The sequence below is a fragment of the Komagataeibacter diospyri genome, assembly GCF_043995075.1.
Taxonomy (GTDB): Bacteria; Pseudomonadota; Alphaproteobacteria; order Acetobacterales; family Acetobacteraceae; genus Komagataeibacter; species Komagataeibacter diospyri.
In genome coordinates this window covers 983567-1000357 of the sequence record NZ_CP171836.1, presented here as the reverse complement: position 1 = coordinate 1000357, position 16791 = coordinate 983567, and the positions used below count along the sequence as shown (strand labels likewise).

Annotated in this window: 14 protein-coding genes and 1 pseudogene; 12 read left to right on the top strand and 3 right to left on the bottom strand. The window is 54.6% G+C overall.

Annotated features, from left to right (window positions below):
- Positions 1 to 137 precede the first annotated feature (137 nt).
- The 6 genes from ACE2AA_RS04540 to ACE2AA_RS04515 all read left to right on the top strand — a co-directional run bounded on the left by ACE2AA_RS04540 (position 138) and on the right by ACE2AA_RS04515 (position 6353).
- Entirely contained in the window at positions 138 to 524 is a 387-nt protein-coding gene (locus ACE2AA_RS04540) for a cytochrome b (RefSeq protein WP_395371429.1), read from the top strand.
- Entirely contained in the window at positions 511 to 1218 is a 708-nt protein-coding gene (locus ACE2AA_RS04535) for a VIT family protein (RefSeq protein WP_141299158.1), read from the top strand. The genes ACE2AA_RS04540 and ACE2AA_RS04535 overlap by 14 nt, the downstream gene beginning before the upstream one ends.
- A 396-nt stretch (positions 1219 to 1614) precedes the next feature.
- On the top strand, positions 1615 to 1881 hold the full coding sequence (locus ACE2AA_RS04530; RefSeq protein ID WP_227000603.1) for a YtcA family lipoprotein: 267 nt from the start codon (positions 1615 to 1617) through the stop codon (positions 1879 to 1881).
- The gene (gene mdtN / locus ACE2AA_RS04525) at positions 1881 to 2930 is read left to right on the top strand and encodes a multidrug transporter subunit MdtN (protein ID WP_395372126.1); all 1050 of its coding nucleotides are present in this window, start codon (positions 1881 to 1883) and stop codon (positions 2928 to 2930) included. Before ACE2AA_RS04530 ends, mdtN begins: the two co-directional genes overlap by 1 nt.
- Positions 2911 to 4734 carry an FUSC family protein gene (locus ACE2AA_RS04520; protein WP_395372125.1) on the top strand — a complete coding sequence of 608 codons (1824 nt, stop codon included), beginning with the start codon at positions 2911 to 2913 and terminating at the stop codon, positions 4732 to 4734. Before mdtN ends, ACE2AA_RS04520 begins: the two co-directional genes overlap by 20 nt.
- On the top strand, positions 4731 to 6353 hold the full coding sequence (locus tag ACE2AA_RS04515; protein WP_141299160.1) for a TolC family protein: 1623 nt from the start codon (positions 4731 to 4733) through the stop codon (positions 6351 to 6353). Before ACE2AA_RS04520 ends, ACE2AA_RS04515 begins: the two co-directional genes overlap by 4 nt.
- Positions 6354 to 6464: 111 nt before the next feature.
- Here ACE2AA_RS04515 and ACE2AA_RS04510 read toward each other — a convergent pair whose 3' ends face one another.
- On the bottom strand, positions 6465 to 6827 hold the full coding sequence (locus ACE2AA_RS04510; RefSeq protein ID WP_395371426.1) for a DDE-type integrase/transposase/recombinase: 363 nt from the start codon (positions 6825 to 6827) through the stop codon (positions 6465 to 6467).
- Positions 6828 to 7099: 272 nt separating this feature from the next.
- Between ACE2AA_RS04510 and ACE2AA_RS04505 the strand changes: the two are divergent.
- Positions 7100 to 7466, top strand: a pseudogene (locus ACE2AA_RS04505) (transposase); the annotation flags it as partial.
- Positions 7467 to 7649: 183 nt separating this feature from the next.
- Here ACE2AA_RS04505 and ACE2AA_RS04500 read toward each other — a convergent pair.
- Positions 7650 to 8210: a recombinase family protein gene (locus ACE2AA_RS04500; protein ID WP_141259472.1), complete on the bottom strand. Its 561-nt coding sequence runs from the start codon at positions 8208 to 8210 to the stop codon at positions 7650 to 7652.
- Between the two features lie 260 nt (positions 8211 to 8470).
- Between ACE2AA_RS04500 and ACE2AA_RS04495 the strand changes: the two genes are divergently transcribed.
- The 5 genes from ACE2AA_RS04495 to ACE2AA_RS04475 all read left to right on the top strand — a co-directional run bounded on the left by ACE2AA_RS04495 (position 8471) and on the right by ACE2AA_RS04475 (position 15274).
- Positions 8471 to 9160, top strand: a complete 690-nt coding sequence (locus ACE2AA_RS04495; RefSeq protein WP_395371424.1) for a hypothetical protein — start codon at positions 8471 to 8473, stop codon at positions 9158 to 9160.
- Positions 9160 to 11763 (top strand): EAL domain-containing protein, encoded by a 2604-nt coding sequence (locus ACE2AA_RS04490; protein WP_395371422.1) that lies wholly within the window; start codon positions 9160 to 9162, stop codon positions 11761 to 11763. The genes ACE2AA_RS04495 and ACE2AA_RS04490 overlap by 1 nt, the downstream gene beginning before the upstream one ends.
- 113 nt (positions 11764 to 11876) lie before the next feature.
- Positions 11877 to 12491 (top strand): hypothetical protein, encoded by a 615-nt coding sequence (locus ACE2AA_RS04485; RefSeq protein ID WP_395371420.1) that lies wholly within the window; start codon positions 11877 to 11879, stop codon positions 12489 to 12491.
- Positions 12492 to 12577: 86 nt separating this feature from the next.
- Complete coding sequence (locus ACE2AA_RS04480) at positions 12578 to 13399, top strand: 2OG-Fe(II) oxygenase (RefSeq protein ID WP_395371418.1); 822 nt, start codon at positions 12578 to 12580, stop codon at positions 13397 to 13399.
- Between the two features lie 402 nt (positions 13400 to 13801).
- Positions 13802 to 15274, top strand: a complete 1473-nt coding sequence (locus ACE2AA_RS04475; protein ID WP_395371416.1) for a PLP-dependent aminotransferase family protein — start codon at positions 13802 to 13804, stop codon at positions 15272 to 15274.
- Positions 15275 to 15680: 406 nt separating this feature from the next.
- Here ACE2AA_RS04475 and ACE2AA_RS04470 read toward each other — a convergent pair whose 3' ends face one another.
- On the bottom strand, positions 15681 to 16622 hold the full coding sequence (locus ACE2AA_RS04470) for a DMT family transporter (RefSeq protein ID WP_395371414.1): 942 nt from the start codon (positions 16620 to 16622) through the stop codon (positions 15681 to 15683).
- Positions 16623 to 16791 lie beyond the last annotated feature (169 nt).

The window sequence follows — 16791 nt, the reverse complement described above, 5'->3', positions numbered from 1 at the left end:
ACAGTCTTTATTTTACTGGAGCTGTGCAGCAATCATCATGTTGCAGTTCATAAGCGCAGATATATGGGGTCTGTTCCATAATCCGCTGCGTCACCAGCTTCTGGTCAGTCACCTGACGGCGGGAATGGTGCCAAGCAGTGCTACTGCCCGTGCGCATCGCGTGGCGGATCGGGTGGGGGCGGCAGATGTCCGCATCAGACCGCTGGCTGGGCTCTCTCTTGGCCTGCAGCGTGGAATACAGCCTGTATGGGCTGGCCATGATGGAAATCGGCCTTGGCTACCTGTGGCGATGGGGAAACGGACAGGCTATGAGTTTCCTGTCCGGGCAGGTCATGCCGCCGTTTGGAAAATTCGCACCCGCCAGGGTCGGCCTGCTGCATCAGCCGCACCAGTGGAATGGCTGGCTGATCATCTTTCTGGCTACCGGCCACGCGCTGGCGGCGTGTTTTCATTACTTCACCCTGCGCGACAATGTTCTGCAGCGCATGTTCATGACCGGGAATATATCGAATGGACGTAAGTGATAAGGGCATATCTGGTTCGGATGAGGTACATGCAGCCGCCCGTATGGGCTGGCTGCGGGCCTCCGTTCTCGGGGCAAATGACGGAATACTGTCTACTTCCAGCCTTATTATTGGCGTTGCAAGTGCCCATACCGCGCAGGCAGGAATACTACTGGCTGGCATTTCCAGTCTGATAGCTGGCGCCATGTCCATGGCTGCAGGGGAATATGTGTCTGTCAGTTCCCAGGCCGATTCAGAAAAGGCGGATCTGACCCGTGAAAAAAAGGAACTCGGTAGTAGCTGGGATTCTGAAGTCAGCGAACTGGCTGGTATATATCGTCAGCGTGGACTTGATGATCTTCTGGCGCACCAGGTCGCCGTTGCCCTGATGAAACATGATGCGCTGGGCGCCCATGCCCGTGACGAACTGGGTATTTCCGATGTAACGGCGGCGCGTCCAATACAGGCTGCCCTGGCGTCCGCATGTGCATTTGCGCTTGGCGCCATACTGCCGTTGCTTACGGCCGTGCTATCACCACTCAGGCTGGTATCATGGAGTGTCTCTATCGTTTCGCTGATCTGTCTTGCAATTCTGGGAACTGTCGGCGCTCTGGCTGGAGGTACGGCACCCTGGCGTCCAGCGTTGCGGGTCATATTCTGGGGCGTGATGGCCATGCTTGTCACATCGGTTATTGGAAACGTATTCAATAAGTAAAAATATGAATTTTTATTTTACCATGGGCATTATTACGGATTGTTGTCTCTGTGGTATTTGAAAGTGATGGTTGCTGCAAGGCATCTGGCCGGGCAGAATATATGGGCGCTACGGTCATAACGCGTTGCGATACGGTGCGCTGTATGATTGGCGACAGAATGTTTCAGCGTTGCTTCACGGATGGTTTTTGGGAAAATATTCCTTAAAAAAATTATGTCAGGTTTCTGAAATTTCAAAATGATGTCCGTCAATCCATTCAATGGACTAGATTAACAAATTGTTTATATTTAGGTAATCTGGAATAGAAATATTTTTGTGACTATTTTTTAATAGGAAATATGATAACAGGAAATTTCCGCTACGATTGAGGAAGATTTTTCCCCTGTCATGATATCAGTGCGTCCACTTACGACCCTGCCGTTTTTCCCCCTGTTGCTTGGGGGATGTGCATTCCGGGGCGCGCCCTCTTTTCCAGTGGTGGGCGCCTATTTCCCGGCATGGATGGTGTGCGGGCTGACCGGGGTTGCGGTGTCGCTGGGCCTGCGGGTGGTATTCGTGCTGACGGGGGTGGATGCCATCCTCAGCTTCCGGCTTTTTACCTATGTCGCACTGGGTGTCCTTGCCGCGCTGGCGGTCTGGCTGGTGGCTTTCGGCCCCGGATGATGCAGCGCGTCCGTATTTCAGGCAGAAAGCCGCTTGGCATGGCCATTGCCGCAGGCTGCATCGGTACTGCCGTCGTGCTGAGTCTTTATGTGGCTCACCGGGGAAATGCCTATCCCGGGTCCGATAGCGCAAGCATTGATGCCGAACTGGTTCATATCGCCTCAACGGTTGGTGGACGGCTGACAGACCTTCCGATTCAGGTCAACCAGCATGTTCATAAAGGCGACGTGCTGTACCGCCTCGATCCCGAGCCTTACACGCTGGGCGTGCAGCAGGCGCAGGCCAATCTGGACCTTGCCAGCGCGGAGGTGGAGAACCAGAAGCGTCTGGTTGGCGTTAAAACGGCAACAGCCGCCGCCGCGCGTGACCAGGTCACCCGCGCCCAGACCAACCGCGACCTTGCGGCCCGTACGACCGGGCGCCTGCAGCCGCTGGCCGGTAAATCCTATATTCCATGGCAGGAATACGACCAGGCCCGCGTTGCCCTTCGTGATGCCGAGGTCTCGCTGGCACAGGCGCGACAGCAGTCCGCAGCGGCGGATATGGCCGTGGGTGATCTGAAAAGCGCACAGGCCGCACAGGCTGCAAGCCAGGCGATGCTGGATCATGCCCGTTACGAACTGCGCCAGACAGTTGTCACCGCGCCTGCGGATGGGTACGTGACCAGCCTTGGTGTAAAGCCGGGCGAAGTGCTGGCCCCGTCACAGGTGCTGTTTACGCTGATTGTGGATGAGGCATGGTACGTGACCGCCACCATTCGGGAAATCGACCTTGCCCCCGTTCATCCCGGTGACTGTGTTACGGTCTATTCCATGATCGACCGCCATACCCCCCTGCGGGGCCACGTGGAAAGCATTGGGTGGGGCGTTATGTCCGCCGATACGACCGGTCTTGCACGCACGCTGCCCCTCGTGCCACGGCAGATGGACTGGGTTCACGTCGCCCAGCGTTTTCCGGTGCGGATCCGTCTGGATGACATCCGCCCTGCCCTGCTGCGCATGGGCGCCACCGCTACCGTCGAGATCCGTTATGGCGCCGCCTGCCACTAACGTCCCTGTCGCACAGATGCGGCGCCCGGGTATGCCCCGTGGTCTGTCGCTGTCACGCCTGTGGGCGCTGGTCTGTAATCCGGCACCCGGTCGGCTGGGTTATGCCCTGCGTATGGCGGCGGGGTGCACCACCACCGTGCTGGTGGGAGAAATATGGCAGGTGCCCGACCTGGCCGTGCCTGCTCTGGTGACCATGGCGCTGTGGCAGAAAGACCGGGTGACGAATGTGCTGGCGGCAGTGGGCATCAATATCTTCGTCGTGTTCCTGCTGGCTTTCGTGTTCGGGCTGGTCCGTCTGACTCTGGACCACCCGATGGGGCTGGTCATCATCATTACGCTGCTGTCGTTCGGGTTTTTCTTTATGGGCTCGGCAAGCAAGCTCAGGCCTGTCGCCTACGTGCTCGGCCTGACCGTCGTGTATGCGCTGATTGCCATCGATCAGGTACCGGTGGGTGAAATCGTGACCCGTGCCGTACTGTATGCCGATCTGTTCCTTGCCGTGCCCGGCGTGGTGATGGTTGTGCTCGGGCTGCTGATCTGTCCTTCGCCCAAAACGGTTCTGACGGATGGCATTGCAGCGCGTCTCAACCTGTCCATCAGCCTGCTGCGGAACCCTGATGACAGGCTGATCGACCATGCCACGGGTCTGCTGCGCGCCGGGTCTGCCGAAATGATGGGCAATGTGAAAATGGCGGGACTGGAAAAGATCTGGTCACCTCATGATCTTGCCTGCCTGCAGCAGGCCGCCAATGCCAGCGTCGCGGTGCTGGCGCTGGCGATTGATGCAGCACGCGCGCAGGCCACCGCACCGCCCGAACTGGTCGCAACACTGGGCGATATGGCGGCTATGTTCGAAGAGGGTGACTATCCTGTCGATATCCCCCTTCCCGCCCCCGTTGAGGACAGCGCCACCCTGCATGACCTTGCGGCCCTGTTGCCGACATTTACAACGCCAGCCGGAGCGCAACCGGAAAAAACGGGCGGCCCTGCAGGTTTTTTTGCCCCTGATGCATTCACAAGCCCCACTCATGTCCGCTTTGCGGTCAAGGGCACGGCTGCTGTCATGTGCAGCTACCTTTTGTTCAAGATGCTGGACTGGCCGGGTATCCACACCTGCATCATCACCTGTTTCATCGTGGCACTTCCCACCATGGGCGAAATGATCTCCAAACTGACGCTGCGCATCACCGGGGCGCTGATCGGGGGAGCGATCGGGATCCTGGGCATCATTTTCGTCATGCCGCATCTGGATGGCGTTACGGGTTTTCTGGTTCTTGTCTTTGTCGTCTCCCTGCTCGGGGCATGGATCAAGACTGGTGATGCCCGGATCGCCTATGCCGGTTTCCAGATTGGCCTTGCCTTCTACCTGACCGACCTCAAGGGCTATGGGCCAACCAGTGACATGGCGACGGCGCGGGACCGCATCGTGGGCATCATGATCGGTAATTTCATTACTTACGCCGTCTTCACCAGTTTCTGGCCCGCCAGTGCGCGTGACGCGATACCGGGGAAACTTGCTGCCCTGTTCGGCCTCCTGCACCGGCAGGCGGATGCGCCCGTTCTCCAGCATCGCGAAGCCCTGTTTGCCCGGGTACAGGGCGCGATGGCGGCTGCGGAACTGGCGGTGGAATACACCCGGGCCGAACCGGTGCCCCCGGGCGACGATGCGGACCGGCGCAATACCCAGCTTGCAACATGGCACGATACGCTGGCGCAGGCCGGATGCCTGGGCACCACGCTGCTGGGCCACACTCTGCCTGATACGGCTGCACGGATCGAACAACTGGAACATAGCGCCCGATGAACCGTCCTGCTTTTTCCATACTGGCCGGTTGTGCGATTGTTGTCCTGTGCGGGTGCGCCACGCATGAACTGGCCAGTGCCCCGGCCAGTCCGGACAGCCCGTGGCAGCCCAGCCAGACCGCCAGCGGTGAAATCCAGCCCGGCCGTGCGGCCCGGCATGGGCTGCTGATGCCACCGGGCTTCACCCTGCCCTCCAACAGCCAGATCCAGGTGCGGCCCCCCGATACGGCCATTACCGCACAGGCCGGGCATGCCTACGGGCTGGCGGAACTGATTGACATTGCCCAGTCAGCCAACCCCGATACGCGCCGGGCGTGGGATACGGCGCGCGATGCGGCTCTGGCTGTGGGCATTACCAAAAGTACCTACCTGCCCCGACTGACGGCAACCGTGGTGGGTGGCTACAATCACACCCGCAACAATGGTGACAACCCTTCCATCAGTAATGGCGGGGCGGCAGGCGATGCCTTCAATGGCGGGGTGACCAGTTTCAATAATCTTGTCGGTGGCGTTCGCAACGCCGGTTCGGGTGCGGGCGAAATCCAGACGGTAGGACTGGAATGGCTTCTGTTTGATTTTGGCAAGCGTGAAGCCGTGCTGGCCGCGATGCGGCAGGGACAGATCGGGGCCAATATCCTGTTTACCGCTGCCCACCAGAAAATCATTTATGGTGTTACCATCGCCTTCTATGCCCACGCGGCGGCGGCTTCCCGCGTGCACTGGCTTGAACAGGCGCTGGAAAATGCCCGGCGGGTGGAGGATGCCGCACAGGCGCGGCTGAAACATGGGCAGGGCACGGTCGTGGATGCGACACAGGCCGGCCAGGCCACGGCCCAGACTGAACTCCGTCTTGTGCAGGCGCAGGGCGATGTGGAGAATACCTATCTGGAACTGGTCAATGCGATGGGCATCTCCCCCCGCACCCGTATGCAGACCGAGAATGTATCGGACCGGCCCCTTATGCTGGATGATACCCGACTGAGTGATGCCTTTGTCCAGCAGGCGGTTTCGCGCCGGGCGGATGTGCTGGCGGCTTACGCCAGCGTGAAAGCCGCCCAGAGTCAGGTTGCCGCAGCCAGAAGCGAATTCCTGCCCAAGATCTTCGTGACTGGCAATGTTGCCTATACCACCGGTCGGCTGGCGCTGTCTTCCGTGCCGGGGGTCGGCAGTGATAGCCCGCCCACCCTCAACCTGTCCTCCAACGCGCTCAGCAGCGTGATTCTGGGCGGGATCAGCGTGCCGATCTTTGATGGCGGCATGCGGGCGGCCCAACTCAGGCAGGCGCAGGACCGGGCGGATAGCGCCAGCGCCACATTACAGAAAACGGTGGATGCATCCGTCAAGCAGATCGTGGCGGCAGAAAACGCCCTGCACACCAGCCTGAGCGCCTACAGCGCATCCGGCAGGCTGGAGACAGCGACACGGACAGCGTTCGACGCAGCTTATGCCGCCTATCGCAATGGTGTGGGGTCCATCATACAGACATCCATGGCCCAGAACGGCCTTCTGGATGCGACCCTCAGCCATTCCGATGCCTATTACGCCGCCCTGATCGCTGCGGCCAGCCTGGCATTTGCTACCGGGTCACTTGATCAGGCGCCGGCTGAATACGCGCCCTGAGCGTTGATACGGAGCACGGTCCCCGAGATGAGAAACACCCGGCTCATTTACTGACTGGACGTGTCACGGTTTAATTCCGGACTACGGATGATCTGTTAAGCGGCTTTGCGCTCATAATCCAGAGGGCTTTTCCATTATAGTGCGGAACGCCGCCTCTGCGGATTGCAAAAAATCGTTGATATGGCATGTGATGGCCTGCACGACCTTCTGACGCGTCATCCGTGCCTGCCGCCACAGGAGTTCAGCCTTCAGGGCCTTGAAGAAGCCCTCCGTGACAGCATTGTTCCAGCAGTTTCCTTTTCTGCTCATGGACACGATAAAACCATGAGCAGAAAGGAGCCGACGATAATTCTCTGAACAATACTGACTGCCACGATCGTCATGATGCACACCCTTCTGTAGGTGACGTAAGGCAATGGCTTGTTTCAACGCTGTGACAGCAGGATCCGCGTCATACGGACATTGAGGTTCCATCCGATAATCCCCGCCGTGAGAACAGATCAAGGACCACAGACAGATAAACCCAGCCTTCACGTGTCCAGATGTATGTGATGTCTGCTGTCCATTTCTGGCTGACGGCTGTTGCCGAGAAATCCTGTCCCAGCAGGTTGGGTTCAGTGGCATGATGGTAAGTACTACTGGTGGTCACTTGCGCTGTCGTGTCCTGACAAAACGAATGTCATTCTCATGCATCAGGCGTCCGCAGCCTTGAGTTCCTCTGTTATTCGTGGGCGCCCATAGCTTCGCTTGCTCTGCTCGTGCATGCCGCCGATATCCAGGACCGTGGCGCGCCTCTGGTGGCCGCCCGGATCAGGTAATTCTTTTGCGTGGTTACGGCATCTGATTGGCGATGGAGGTTATGCTGGTGAAAAACTGCGCACGGCTCCTGAGCAACTCGGCCAGTGGACCATCGAAATCGTCAGGCGCTCCGACAGGGCGGTGGGTTTTGTTGTCCTGCCCAAACGCTCGATCGTGGAACACAGCTTTGCCTGGCCTGATCGTAGCCGTCGCCTCAGCAGAGAGGTCGAGGCGACAGTTTCATCTTCACATGTCTGGCTGATCATTGCCCATATCCGCAGAGTTGTACGGAAAATCGCTCAGGTCGCTTTTTGAATCAGGCTCTAAAAGGCAGAGACGATCGTGCTGTCGGACATAATGTATTCTGCAATACCTGCCTATAATGGCAATGGGAAACAGAAAATCCTAAATACACGGCATCTGATCTGGCAGGTGAATCGACAATCATAACTCTTTCCACTGCTACAGATCATATCAGTATCACATCGCAAGAAATTCTTACTTGTTATTGGTGACCGCCCGATAGATGGTGGCCTTATGCACGCCAAAACGGGCCGCGACTTCTGAAATGGAGATGTTCTCGTCCCGGACAAGCTTCTGGATCGTCGCAATCTGCTCAGCGCTGAGCTTGGCAGGCCGACCAAGATGCACACCCCGTTCCTTGGCCCGTTTCCTGCCTGTTTCCGTAAGGTTCCGGCTTAATGCGCGCTCGAACTCGGCAATGCCGGCAAAAACACCAAGAATCATCTGTCCATAGGGAACGGTGGTATCGGCCCAGGGTTCACACAGGGAACGCAGCCCTGCCCCCTTTTCACGCAGTCGATCGGCCACCTCCAGCAGGTGGGGCGTTGACCAGGCAAGACGGTCCAGAGAATAGACAATCAAAGTATCGTCAGAAGAAAGTTCCGTCAGGATGCGACCCAGAACGGGCCAGTCCCTGCTCATCGTAGGAACTTTTTCCTCATATATTTTTTTACAACCCGCCTTTCGGAGCGCTTCTACCTGATGGAGAAGCGTCTGTTCTTCCGCATTTTCGCGCGCGTACCCGATCAGCATCATATTATTCGTTTATATTGGCACATCAGTCTTATTTTATAGACGATTGTATAAACGCATAGCCAGAATTTTTTTGGTTTTCAAATGACGGGTCTTATGCAACAATAAATTCCGTTACCTCCTCATCACCTCCACCACCATGCGGTTTCACATCGGGCAGAAAGGCCACGCCACAAATATTTCATATTTTGGCCCAATAGCCAGCGGTCAGAAAAACCGGAACTTCCTTGCTGGTGCGAGTATTTTTGAGACAGGCGATACATATGAAAATGGTAACGGATAACGGTCACTCCCTTGTGGTCAGCACAGACGAGACCGCAGTCAGAGACGGCTTTTTCATCTGGGGAAACGTGATCGAAATTGTAAAAAGATCACTTCCCCTGTCACGCAGGTCGGATCTGTCTTCCTATCGTTTCATAATAGGGCCACGGGCCTGGGTCCGCACGAACCTGATTGATCTGGCCCGGTGGAGCAGTTGGGAATACGTCCTGCAGGGGGGAACGCTGGAAATCGACAGTTTTGGCCCCCTTCAGGTGCTGTGGCTGCACCTGATTATTGATCAGGCGGGGGGAGAAATCATTTTCGGACCCAAGCATTCCGAAGCCGGACTTATCCTGATCGACATTACATTTGGCAGCCTGGACCGCACCGCGTCATTCAGCCTGGTATTCCGCGGCAACGAGACCCTGACGGCATCCTATGATTCCGATACCTGCATCACACTGGTCGGGCTGCTTGCAGGATGCGGGCTGGAACAGGACTGCGCGGCATGGGCAGTCGTGCGTTGTGATGGGGACCCCTATGGACTGTCCCATCCTGAAAACGGGCAGCAGGAAGAAGAAGGGACGGACATGTCCCCGCTTTTCCTCAAACGCTACCGGACACAGACCCCCCAGAATGGCATCGTCATCCATTTACCCACCAGAACACAACAGACAGGCAGGCCAGACTAATGGGCGAACGACAGACCTATCCCATTCCGGACAGACTGCTGGAAAGCATTGATACGGGTATCCTGCTTGTCAGCAATGATAACACAATCATCTTTGCCAATGATAACGCGGCCCGTATCTGGGGTGGCCCCACGCCCGGTCTGGTCGGCCGGAAACTCGATATCCTCTTTCCCACCGGGACAGACATCCTGCCCTGTACCTTTGGTGAGAACCTGACACATGTCGCGCTGTGTCCATCCGGCGTATCAGGGGACAAGGTCTGTCGTTCCACTACGGAAAACCGCCGCCATCTGGCCCTGCTGCGGCATGATGGCACGGCGTTCTCCGCCGAACTGTCCGTGGCACGGATCGAGGGAGCCGGACAGCCGGTGTTTGTCATTTCCCTGCGCGACGTGACACTGAATCTGTCCCGGCATGAACAGGACCTTCAGTATGCCACCATTGTGCAACGCAGCGCATGTGGCATCCTGATACTGGACAGCCAGTGCCGCATTACCTACGCCAATGCAGCGGCGGCCCGGTTTTCGGGTATCGGTGCCGAGGGTATGGAAGGGGCTGATTTCTCGGCTTTTCTTTCCGGCCGGCGGGACGATCTTGCAACATTGCACGCATTCCGCCGTCGCCTGCAGCGCTGTAGGCCCTTTGAACTGGAAATCCATTCCCGCACCGACACGGGTCAGGACGTCTGGCTTCTGGCAACCATAACGCCCTTATGCAGCCCCTATGAGGAACTGCATGAAGTGATCGTGGTGCTGAATGACATTACCGGCAGCGAGCAGATAAAGGCGCTCCAGAAGGACATGATGGGGGCATTGACCAGCAACCTGTCCTTCAACGAAATCCTTGCTCTCATGTGCCGGCAGATTGAACGCATCGCGCCCGATGTCGTAACACAGATCGTGGTTGTGGATGAGGCACGGCGCATGCACCCTGCAGGCAGGGCACGGCTGCCTGCACAGATTGCCGAAGTCTGCGCGGACCTGCAGATTGGCCCCGAGGTCGGGTCATGCGGTACGGCGCTGTTCACAGGCAGGGAAGTGGTCACGCCAGACATTGAAGCCGATCCGAAATGGAAGGGTTTCTGGCAGTTTGTCGTCCCGCATGGCCTCATGGCCTGCTGGTCGGTGCCGATCCTGCTGCGTGATGGCCGGGTAGGAGGCAGCCTGGCTTTCTATTTCCGTGCCAAGCGCGCACCGGGCAGATGGCATCGCCGGATTGCCGATGCCTGCCTGCATCTGTGCGCACTTGCCATCGAGCAGCAACGCTCGCGTGAGGATCTCGCACGGCTTACGCAGTATGACACACTGACGGGCCTGCCCAACCGGACCGGGCTGCGCCACGGTATCAGGCAGCGGGCGGCACGTGCGCGGCATGAAAACCTGCTGGCCCTGATCATTAACCTTGATCAGTTCCGGACCATCAATAACGGATTGGGGCGCCCGGCGGGTGACAGGCTGCTGGCGGTGCTGGCCAGGCGGCTATCCGGTCTCATTTCCACTGATGACCTGCTGGCCCGCAGCGGAGGTGACGAATTCACCCTGATCACGACCGGTGGTGTGGAACGGGCCACGGCACTGGCCGATGCCGTCATGAAAGCCGTGACGGAGCCGGTCATGATTGACGAGGTTCCTGTCACCATTACAGCCAGTATCGGTATTGCGGATAATAACGGCGGCCTGGAGGAGTCAGAATTACTCATGCAGCAGGCGGAAACGGCCCTGTCACAGGCAAAAAATTCCGACCGAAACTGCTACCGTTTTTTCAGCGAGGAAATGAACCGGCAGGCGGCGGACCAGATCCTGCTGGCCAACGCGCTGAAGGAGGCGATCAGGACAGATCAGCTCTATCTGGTATACCAGCCGCAGGTCCATGCCGCGACTGGCAGGCTGGAAGGGGTGGAAGCTCTGGCCCGATGGACCGACCCTGCCCTGGGCATGATATCACCGGGCCGTTTTATACCCGTGGCGGAAGAAACCGGGCAGATCGAAGCAATCGGACTGTGGTCACTGCGTGCGGCCTGTCGGCAGATGGCCATATGGATGCGGGCAAGAATCGAAATTCCGGTCGTCTCGGTCAATATATCCGCGCTGCATTTCAGAAATCCTGATCTGCCGCGCCTGATTGGTGATATTCTGAATGCAAGCGGTATTCCTCCCCAGCGCCTGACCATCGAACTGACGGAGAGTGCGATGATAGAGAATTATGAGCAGACCCTTGTTGCCGCGCAGGCGATCCGGGCAATGGGTATCGGGCTTTCCATGGATGACTTCGGAACCGGTTTTTCCAGCCTGTCGAACCTGGCAAACCTGCCGCTTAACGAACTCAAGATTGACCGGAGCTTCATGGATGGCTTTGAACCGACGGGCAAGGTTCACTCAGTAGTCACAGCCATCATCCGGATCGGGCGGAGCCTGGGCATGACAGTGGTGGCGGAAGGCGTGGAAACGCAGGCGCAGCTTGACCTGCTCCGGCAGATCAACTGCGACGTGATACAGGGATATTTCTTTTCCAGGCCGCTGGGTGTGCAGGATCTTGAAGCATGGCTGCATGCGCGCCCGGATACCGGGTGCTCACAACCCGGCAGTCAACATGATGCTGCTTGAGACGGGCATGAATAATGGCGTGATGACGACGGGAAGATGCCCCCCGGTTACCAATTCTTTACAATAAAAGCTTTCCTATCGGATTTGGAGCTTTATCTGTTGCAGGACCGGACATGACACGTGCGCACCGCAATCAAGATTTCTCTGCAGGCGAAGATTCCGCCCTGTGGCAGCAGCTATGCGGACAGCCGGCCGCGGATGATCCCATTACGCAGATGCTTGTGGCAAGCGGTCTACCCGTAATGCATGGCATCACCCTGCCACTTGGAACAGATGAAAGTGTGGAGATCGATCACATATTTGCCAGCGCGGACGGACTGCATACCTTACATACGAAGCATTATATTGCGTGGCTCAATGCGCCTGCTTCCGAAAAAGAAATACGGCCGCAGGGCGGGACGGGAAATTTCGCCTATAATGATGATTTCCTGCAAAGTTTCCTGAAACTGGCAGAAGCTGTCAGCACCACCATAAATGACCCATTACCGCCAGAGGACGGGACCTGCGTTCCCGTGACGGGCCATTTCCTGCTTCCTTACAAGGTGCCACTGATGGCCCCCCTGCAGAATCATGCCCTTTTTGTCCCGGAACTGGAAAGCATGTTGAATAGCCAGGCCAGCAGGGGCACCATTCCTGTCGAATATGGCAAGGCTTGGTGCCATCTTGGGACAGTACATCATAAATACGCAATCGCATCTTCACAGATACAGAATCGAAGTCCCTTCTGAATTTTCCTTGCCTTTGACCAGATCGGACTTCCTATGGACATCACAACACCCTGCATTACTCGAAAAGACTATTATTAGGATAGCAGATGTCGTTTGTACCCCTGTTAGAAGAAATGGACCTGCCCGACTCTCCCCTGCTGAACAATCTTGCACAGGAGTTCTCGACGGCCAGACCATTTCCGCACCTGGTCATGGACAGAATGTTCAGTCATGCCCTGCTGAACGAAGCGTTACAGGCATTTAATCTCGATCATGTAAATAATATAAATGTATTCCAGAACCAGCTTCAGTCAAAGCGTTCGACCAGCACACAATCCGCCATGCCTGCAGAAATACAACGGTATTTTGATATTGTTAATGGTGCACCGTTTCTCCGGCTACTGACCAGATTGACAGGAATCACAAATCTTCTTCCCGATCCCTATCTTTATGGGGGGGGCATGCACGAAGTGGCGGGACAGGGACATTTTCAGGTTCATACCGATTTTCGTCATCACCCCCATACATGTCTGGAAAATCGACTGGCTTTGCTGACTTACCTCAATCATGACTGGAAACCTGAATATGGCGGCCAGCTGGAACTGTGGCAGAACAATCCACCCCGGCCTGTCAGAAAAATCGTTCCCCAGTTCGGGCGCAGTGTTCTCATGCTCCAGTCGCCTGATTCATGGCACGGACATCCTCAAGCCGCACAAGCGGGGTACCTGCGGCGCACACTCATTACATATTTTTATACGGCACCAAAAATAAAAACCGACAGGACAGCACAGAACACGATCTATCTGCCCAACAGCAGACAATCGACCATGCAGATAGCAGAAATATTCATACGGAACATACTTCCGCATTTCGTTCTTGATACGGCAAGATGGATACGACGCAGGAAACGTAGACAGAATTGTAAGTAAAATTCTAGAACCTGTTAGGTCTTGATGTAATCTGCTGTAGCTGCGGTGAGGATGATGGAGAGAAAGGACGTGGCTGTCTTCTCGTATCGGATTGTGACAGCCTGCCATTCCTTGAGCCTTGCCCTTCGAGACGGACTTCCTCGATCAGAGGCTCCCAGATAGATCAGGCGGCATCGTGCTCATCATAAACAGCTATGCAGTGCGTCTCATCATTCAAGGTCTAACGGGTCTAAACATGCTAAACAGCGTGGGGTTTTTAATCCGTTCGCTTTTTCCCTTTCATATTTTTCAAATCGTTTTTTCCACAACATGATTGTTGCGTAATAACAACAATTATGTTTATTATCGTCGATAATTATTCAACCTTTTGATATAATTTCATTTTAAAACAGGGAGGTGAGAATGGATATCGGGTGGAGAAAAATTTTTGCCTCGCACCCGAGAGATGAGAAAGAAACGCTTCAGGAAAATATCCGCAAAAAACTTGTTGCTGCCATTGAAAGCGGCAAGATCCGTTCAGGCACCCGCCTTCCCTCCAGTCGTCAATTGGCGGATGTCCTTGGCATTGCCCGCATAACGGTGGTCATGGCCTACGAACGCCTGATTGATGATGGATATATTGTCAGTCGTTTGCGTAGTGGCATGTATGTGAAAGACGAAGTCAGTCGTCATCTTGTCGAACAGAAAGATGAACAGGCTACGCCCCCTGAAAATCGGGTCAATTGGAACAAGCATATACAATTAAAGGTATCAAACCTTAGGAATATCTCCAAACCCAGGAACTGGCAGGACTACAAATACTGTTTTTTATTTGGACAGCTTGATTCAACCCTCTTCCCGACAAGGGAATGGCGGGAAAGCATGAAAAAAACGGTTAATCTCAGGGGGCTTGGTCTTTGGGCTGGTGACATGATTGATGAAGATGACCCCGATCTTCTCGAACAGATATGTCTGCAGATTCTACCCCGACGCGGGATATGGGCATCGGAACAGGAAATTATCATTACAGTCGGGGCACAGCATGCCCTTTTTATGGCATTGAAGATACTTGTATCATCATCAACTAATTTTGGGATTGAAGATCCTTCCTATACTGACTCACGCAATATGGTCCAGCTTCAGACTTCCCGAATAAAAAATCTGAAAATGGATGATCAGGGGGTCATACCCAATGATGATTTTAGCCAATGTCAGGTCGTACTTCTTACACCAGGGCACCAGTGTCCGACTACAGCAATCATGTCTCCACAACGCCGTATGGAAATACTGGGGGTCGCCCAAAAGAAAGATATCGTTATTATAGAAGATGACTACGATGCAGATCTGTTTTCAGAAGGACAAGCCGGGTCAGCCCTGAAAAGCATGGATACGCATGGACGTGTCATCCATATCGGTAGCCTGTCTAAGATACTGGCACCAGGCCTGCGGATTGGTTATATCGTAGCGCCGCCTGCCATTATACAGGAACTGCGTGCTCTGCGTCGGCTTATGCTTCGTCATCCCCCGCGTAATAACCAGAAAACCTTGAGTGCATTTATTGCATTAGGACATTACAGATCACATTTAAAGAAAATGGGCGCGCAATTACATGAGCGCGCTATATTAATGGATAAATTGCTACCCCGTTACCTGCCGAACTATAAAATTATGCGATCTGCCGGTGCATCCAGTTTCTGGATTCAGGGGCCTGATCATCATGACGCCACGAAACTGGCTCAAGAAGCCAGTAAACACGGTGTATTAATCGAGCAGGGCAATATATTTTTTAATAACCCCAAAGCAGGACGATCATGCTTCCGTATGGGTTTTTCGGCTATTCCCTACGAGCGGATAGAAGAAGGTCTGAAAATACTGGGGTCTATCATTCCATCCTGATAAGTCATGAAGTTGGATCAGTATGGGATGTTTTTTTATTATGTTGTTTTGTGAATGAAATAAAAATGTTATGTAATAATATAATGTACTGAATTTATTGTAAAAATTTGTTATTAATAACACTTATTGCGGGGGGGGGGCGGTAAGAATTTTCACATAAGAAAAAGGCATGTATTTGACGCAGATTACGCTCGATGCACAGCCTGTTTCTGAATATGATAAAAGTTTAATTAAATATAATAAAAAATATCGCAATATAAGCGTAAAATCCGGATAATAACCTGTTTTTAAATCAGTTTCATGCGTTCAATAAAGGGGTAGTTTTCTAGTTTATTTGTGCATTTCTTAAAATAATTAGCCTTTGTAATAATTTCTATTTTGAATGTTAATTAAAAAATCAATGATATCATGCTTTCCGATGAGCTGCTATGCACGAAAGTACACTACTGACAACCAGTAAGAATGCCATCACTTCAAGGGGACGGGGCATCCTCTGTTCCCACAAAAAGCCATAGAGTAAGGCAAACAGGGTTTCAAACAGGATCATCTGTCCGACCATGGTGAGAGGAAGGAGACGACTCATCCGGTTCCACAGGGCATTGCCGCAGATTGAGGCAAGGAACGCAATCCCGACCGAGACGGAAATGAAACGCTCCCATCCCTGCGCAGTATGATGAATATTGGTCAGCAACCAGGCAACAGGAACAAGCAGCACGGCCTGAGCGCCGGTAACAACACCGGTGAGCAGATTCCATTCATGTCCTGAAATATGATGAAGCCGTCCGAGGCACCGGCTGTTCCACACCACATAGGCGCTCCATGATGCAAGTGCCGCGAAGGCGCAGAACAGTCCGGTTATGGACGATCCTGCAGGTGTTGCCACAAGAATGGCCTGACTGCCGATACACAACATGCCTGCACCGCACAGAATAAGCGATGGAACAAGTTGCTTAAGGGAGACAGCATCTGCCTCACGGCTTCCGACTACGGTTACGATAACTGGAAGGAAGCCAGCAATAAGCGAAGTCAGGGCGATGCCGCCTAGCTGTACAGCCATTGAGAGCAATATATAATAAAGGATATTGCCCAAAAGTGACAGCCAGAACAGGGCCTGCCAGTCCTGTCGTGTCACGGTGCGGGAAAGCACAGGCCAGCGGGGCGCTATCAGTACGCAGGCAATCACGCCATAAGCCAGATAACGACCGACCGCGAGTTGCATAGGCGTGAAGGTTCCTACCAATTCTGGCGCCAGAAAAACCAGTCCCCACAAGGCCCCTGCCCCAGCACCACATAAAACGCCCAGGGGGATCTGCCGTGGGGGTGCCAGAAGTGTTTTTGTCGCGCTCACTATATTTTCCCCTTCATGGAGCATGACATATTATTACGTTCCTGAATTTTGTAATCCTGATTATGCCGTGAAATGCAACAAAAACGCGTTTATGACGAAACCCGGCTTTCTTCTGCCGATTCCCTTGATGCCCCTGTCCGTCGCGTACAAGCATTCCCGCAGACGCCCA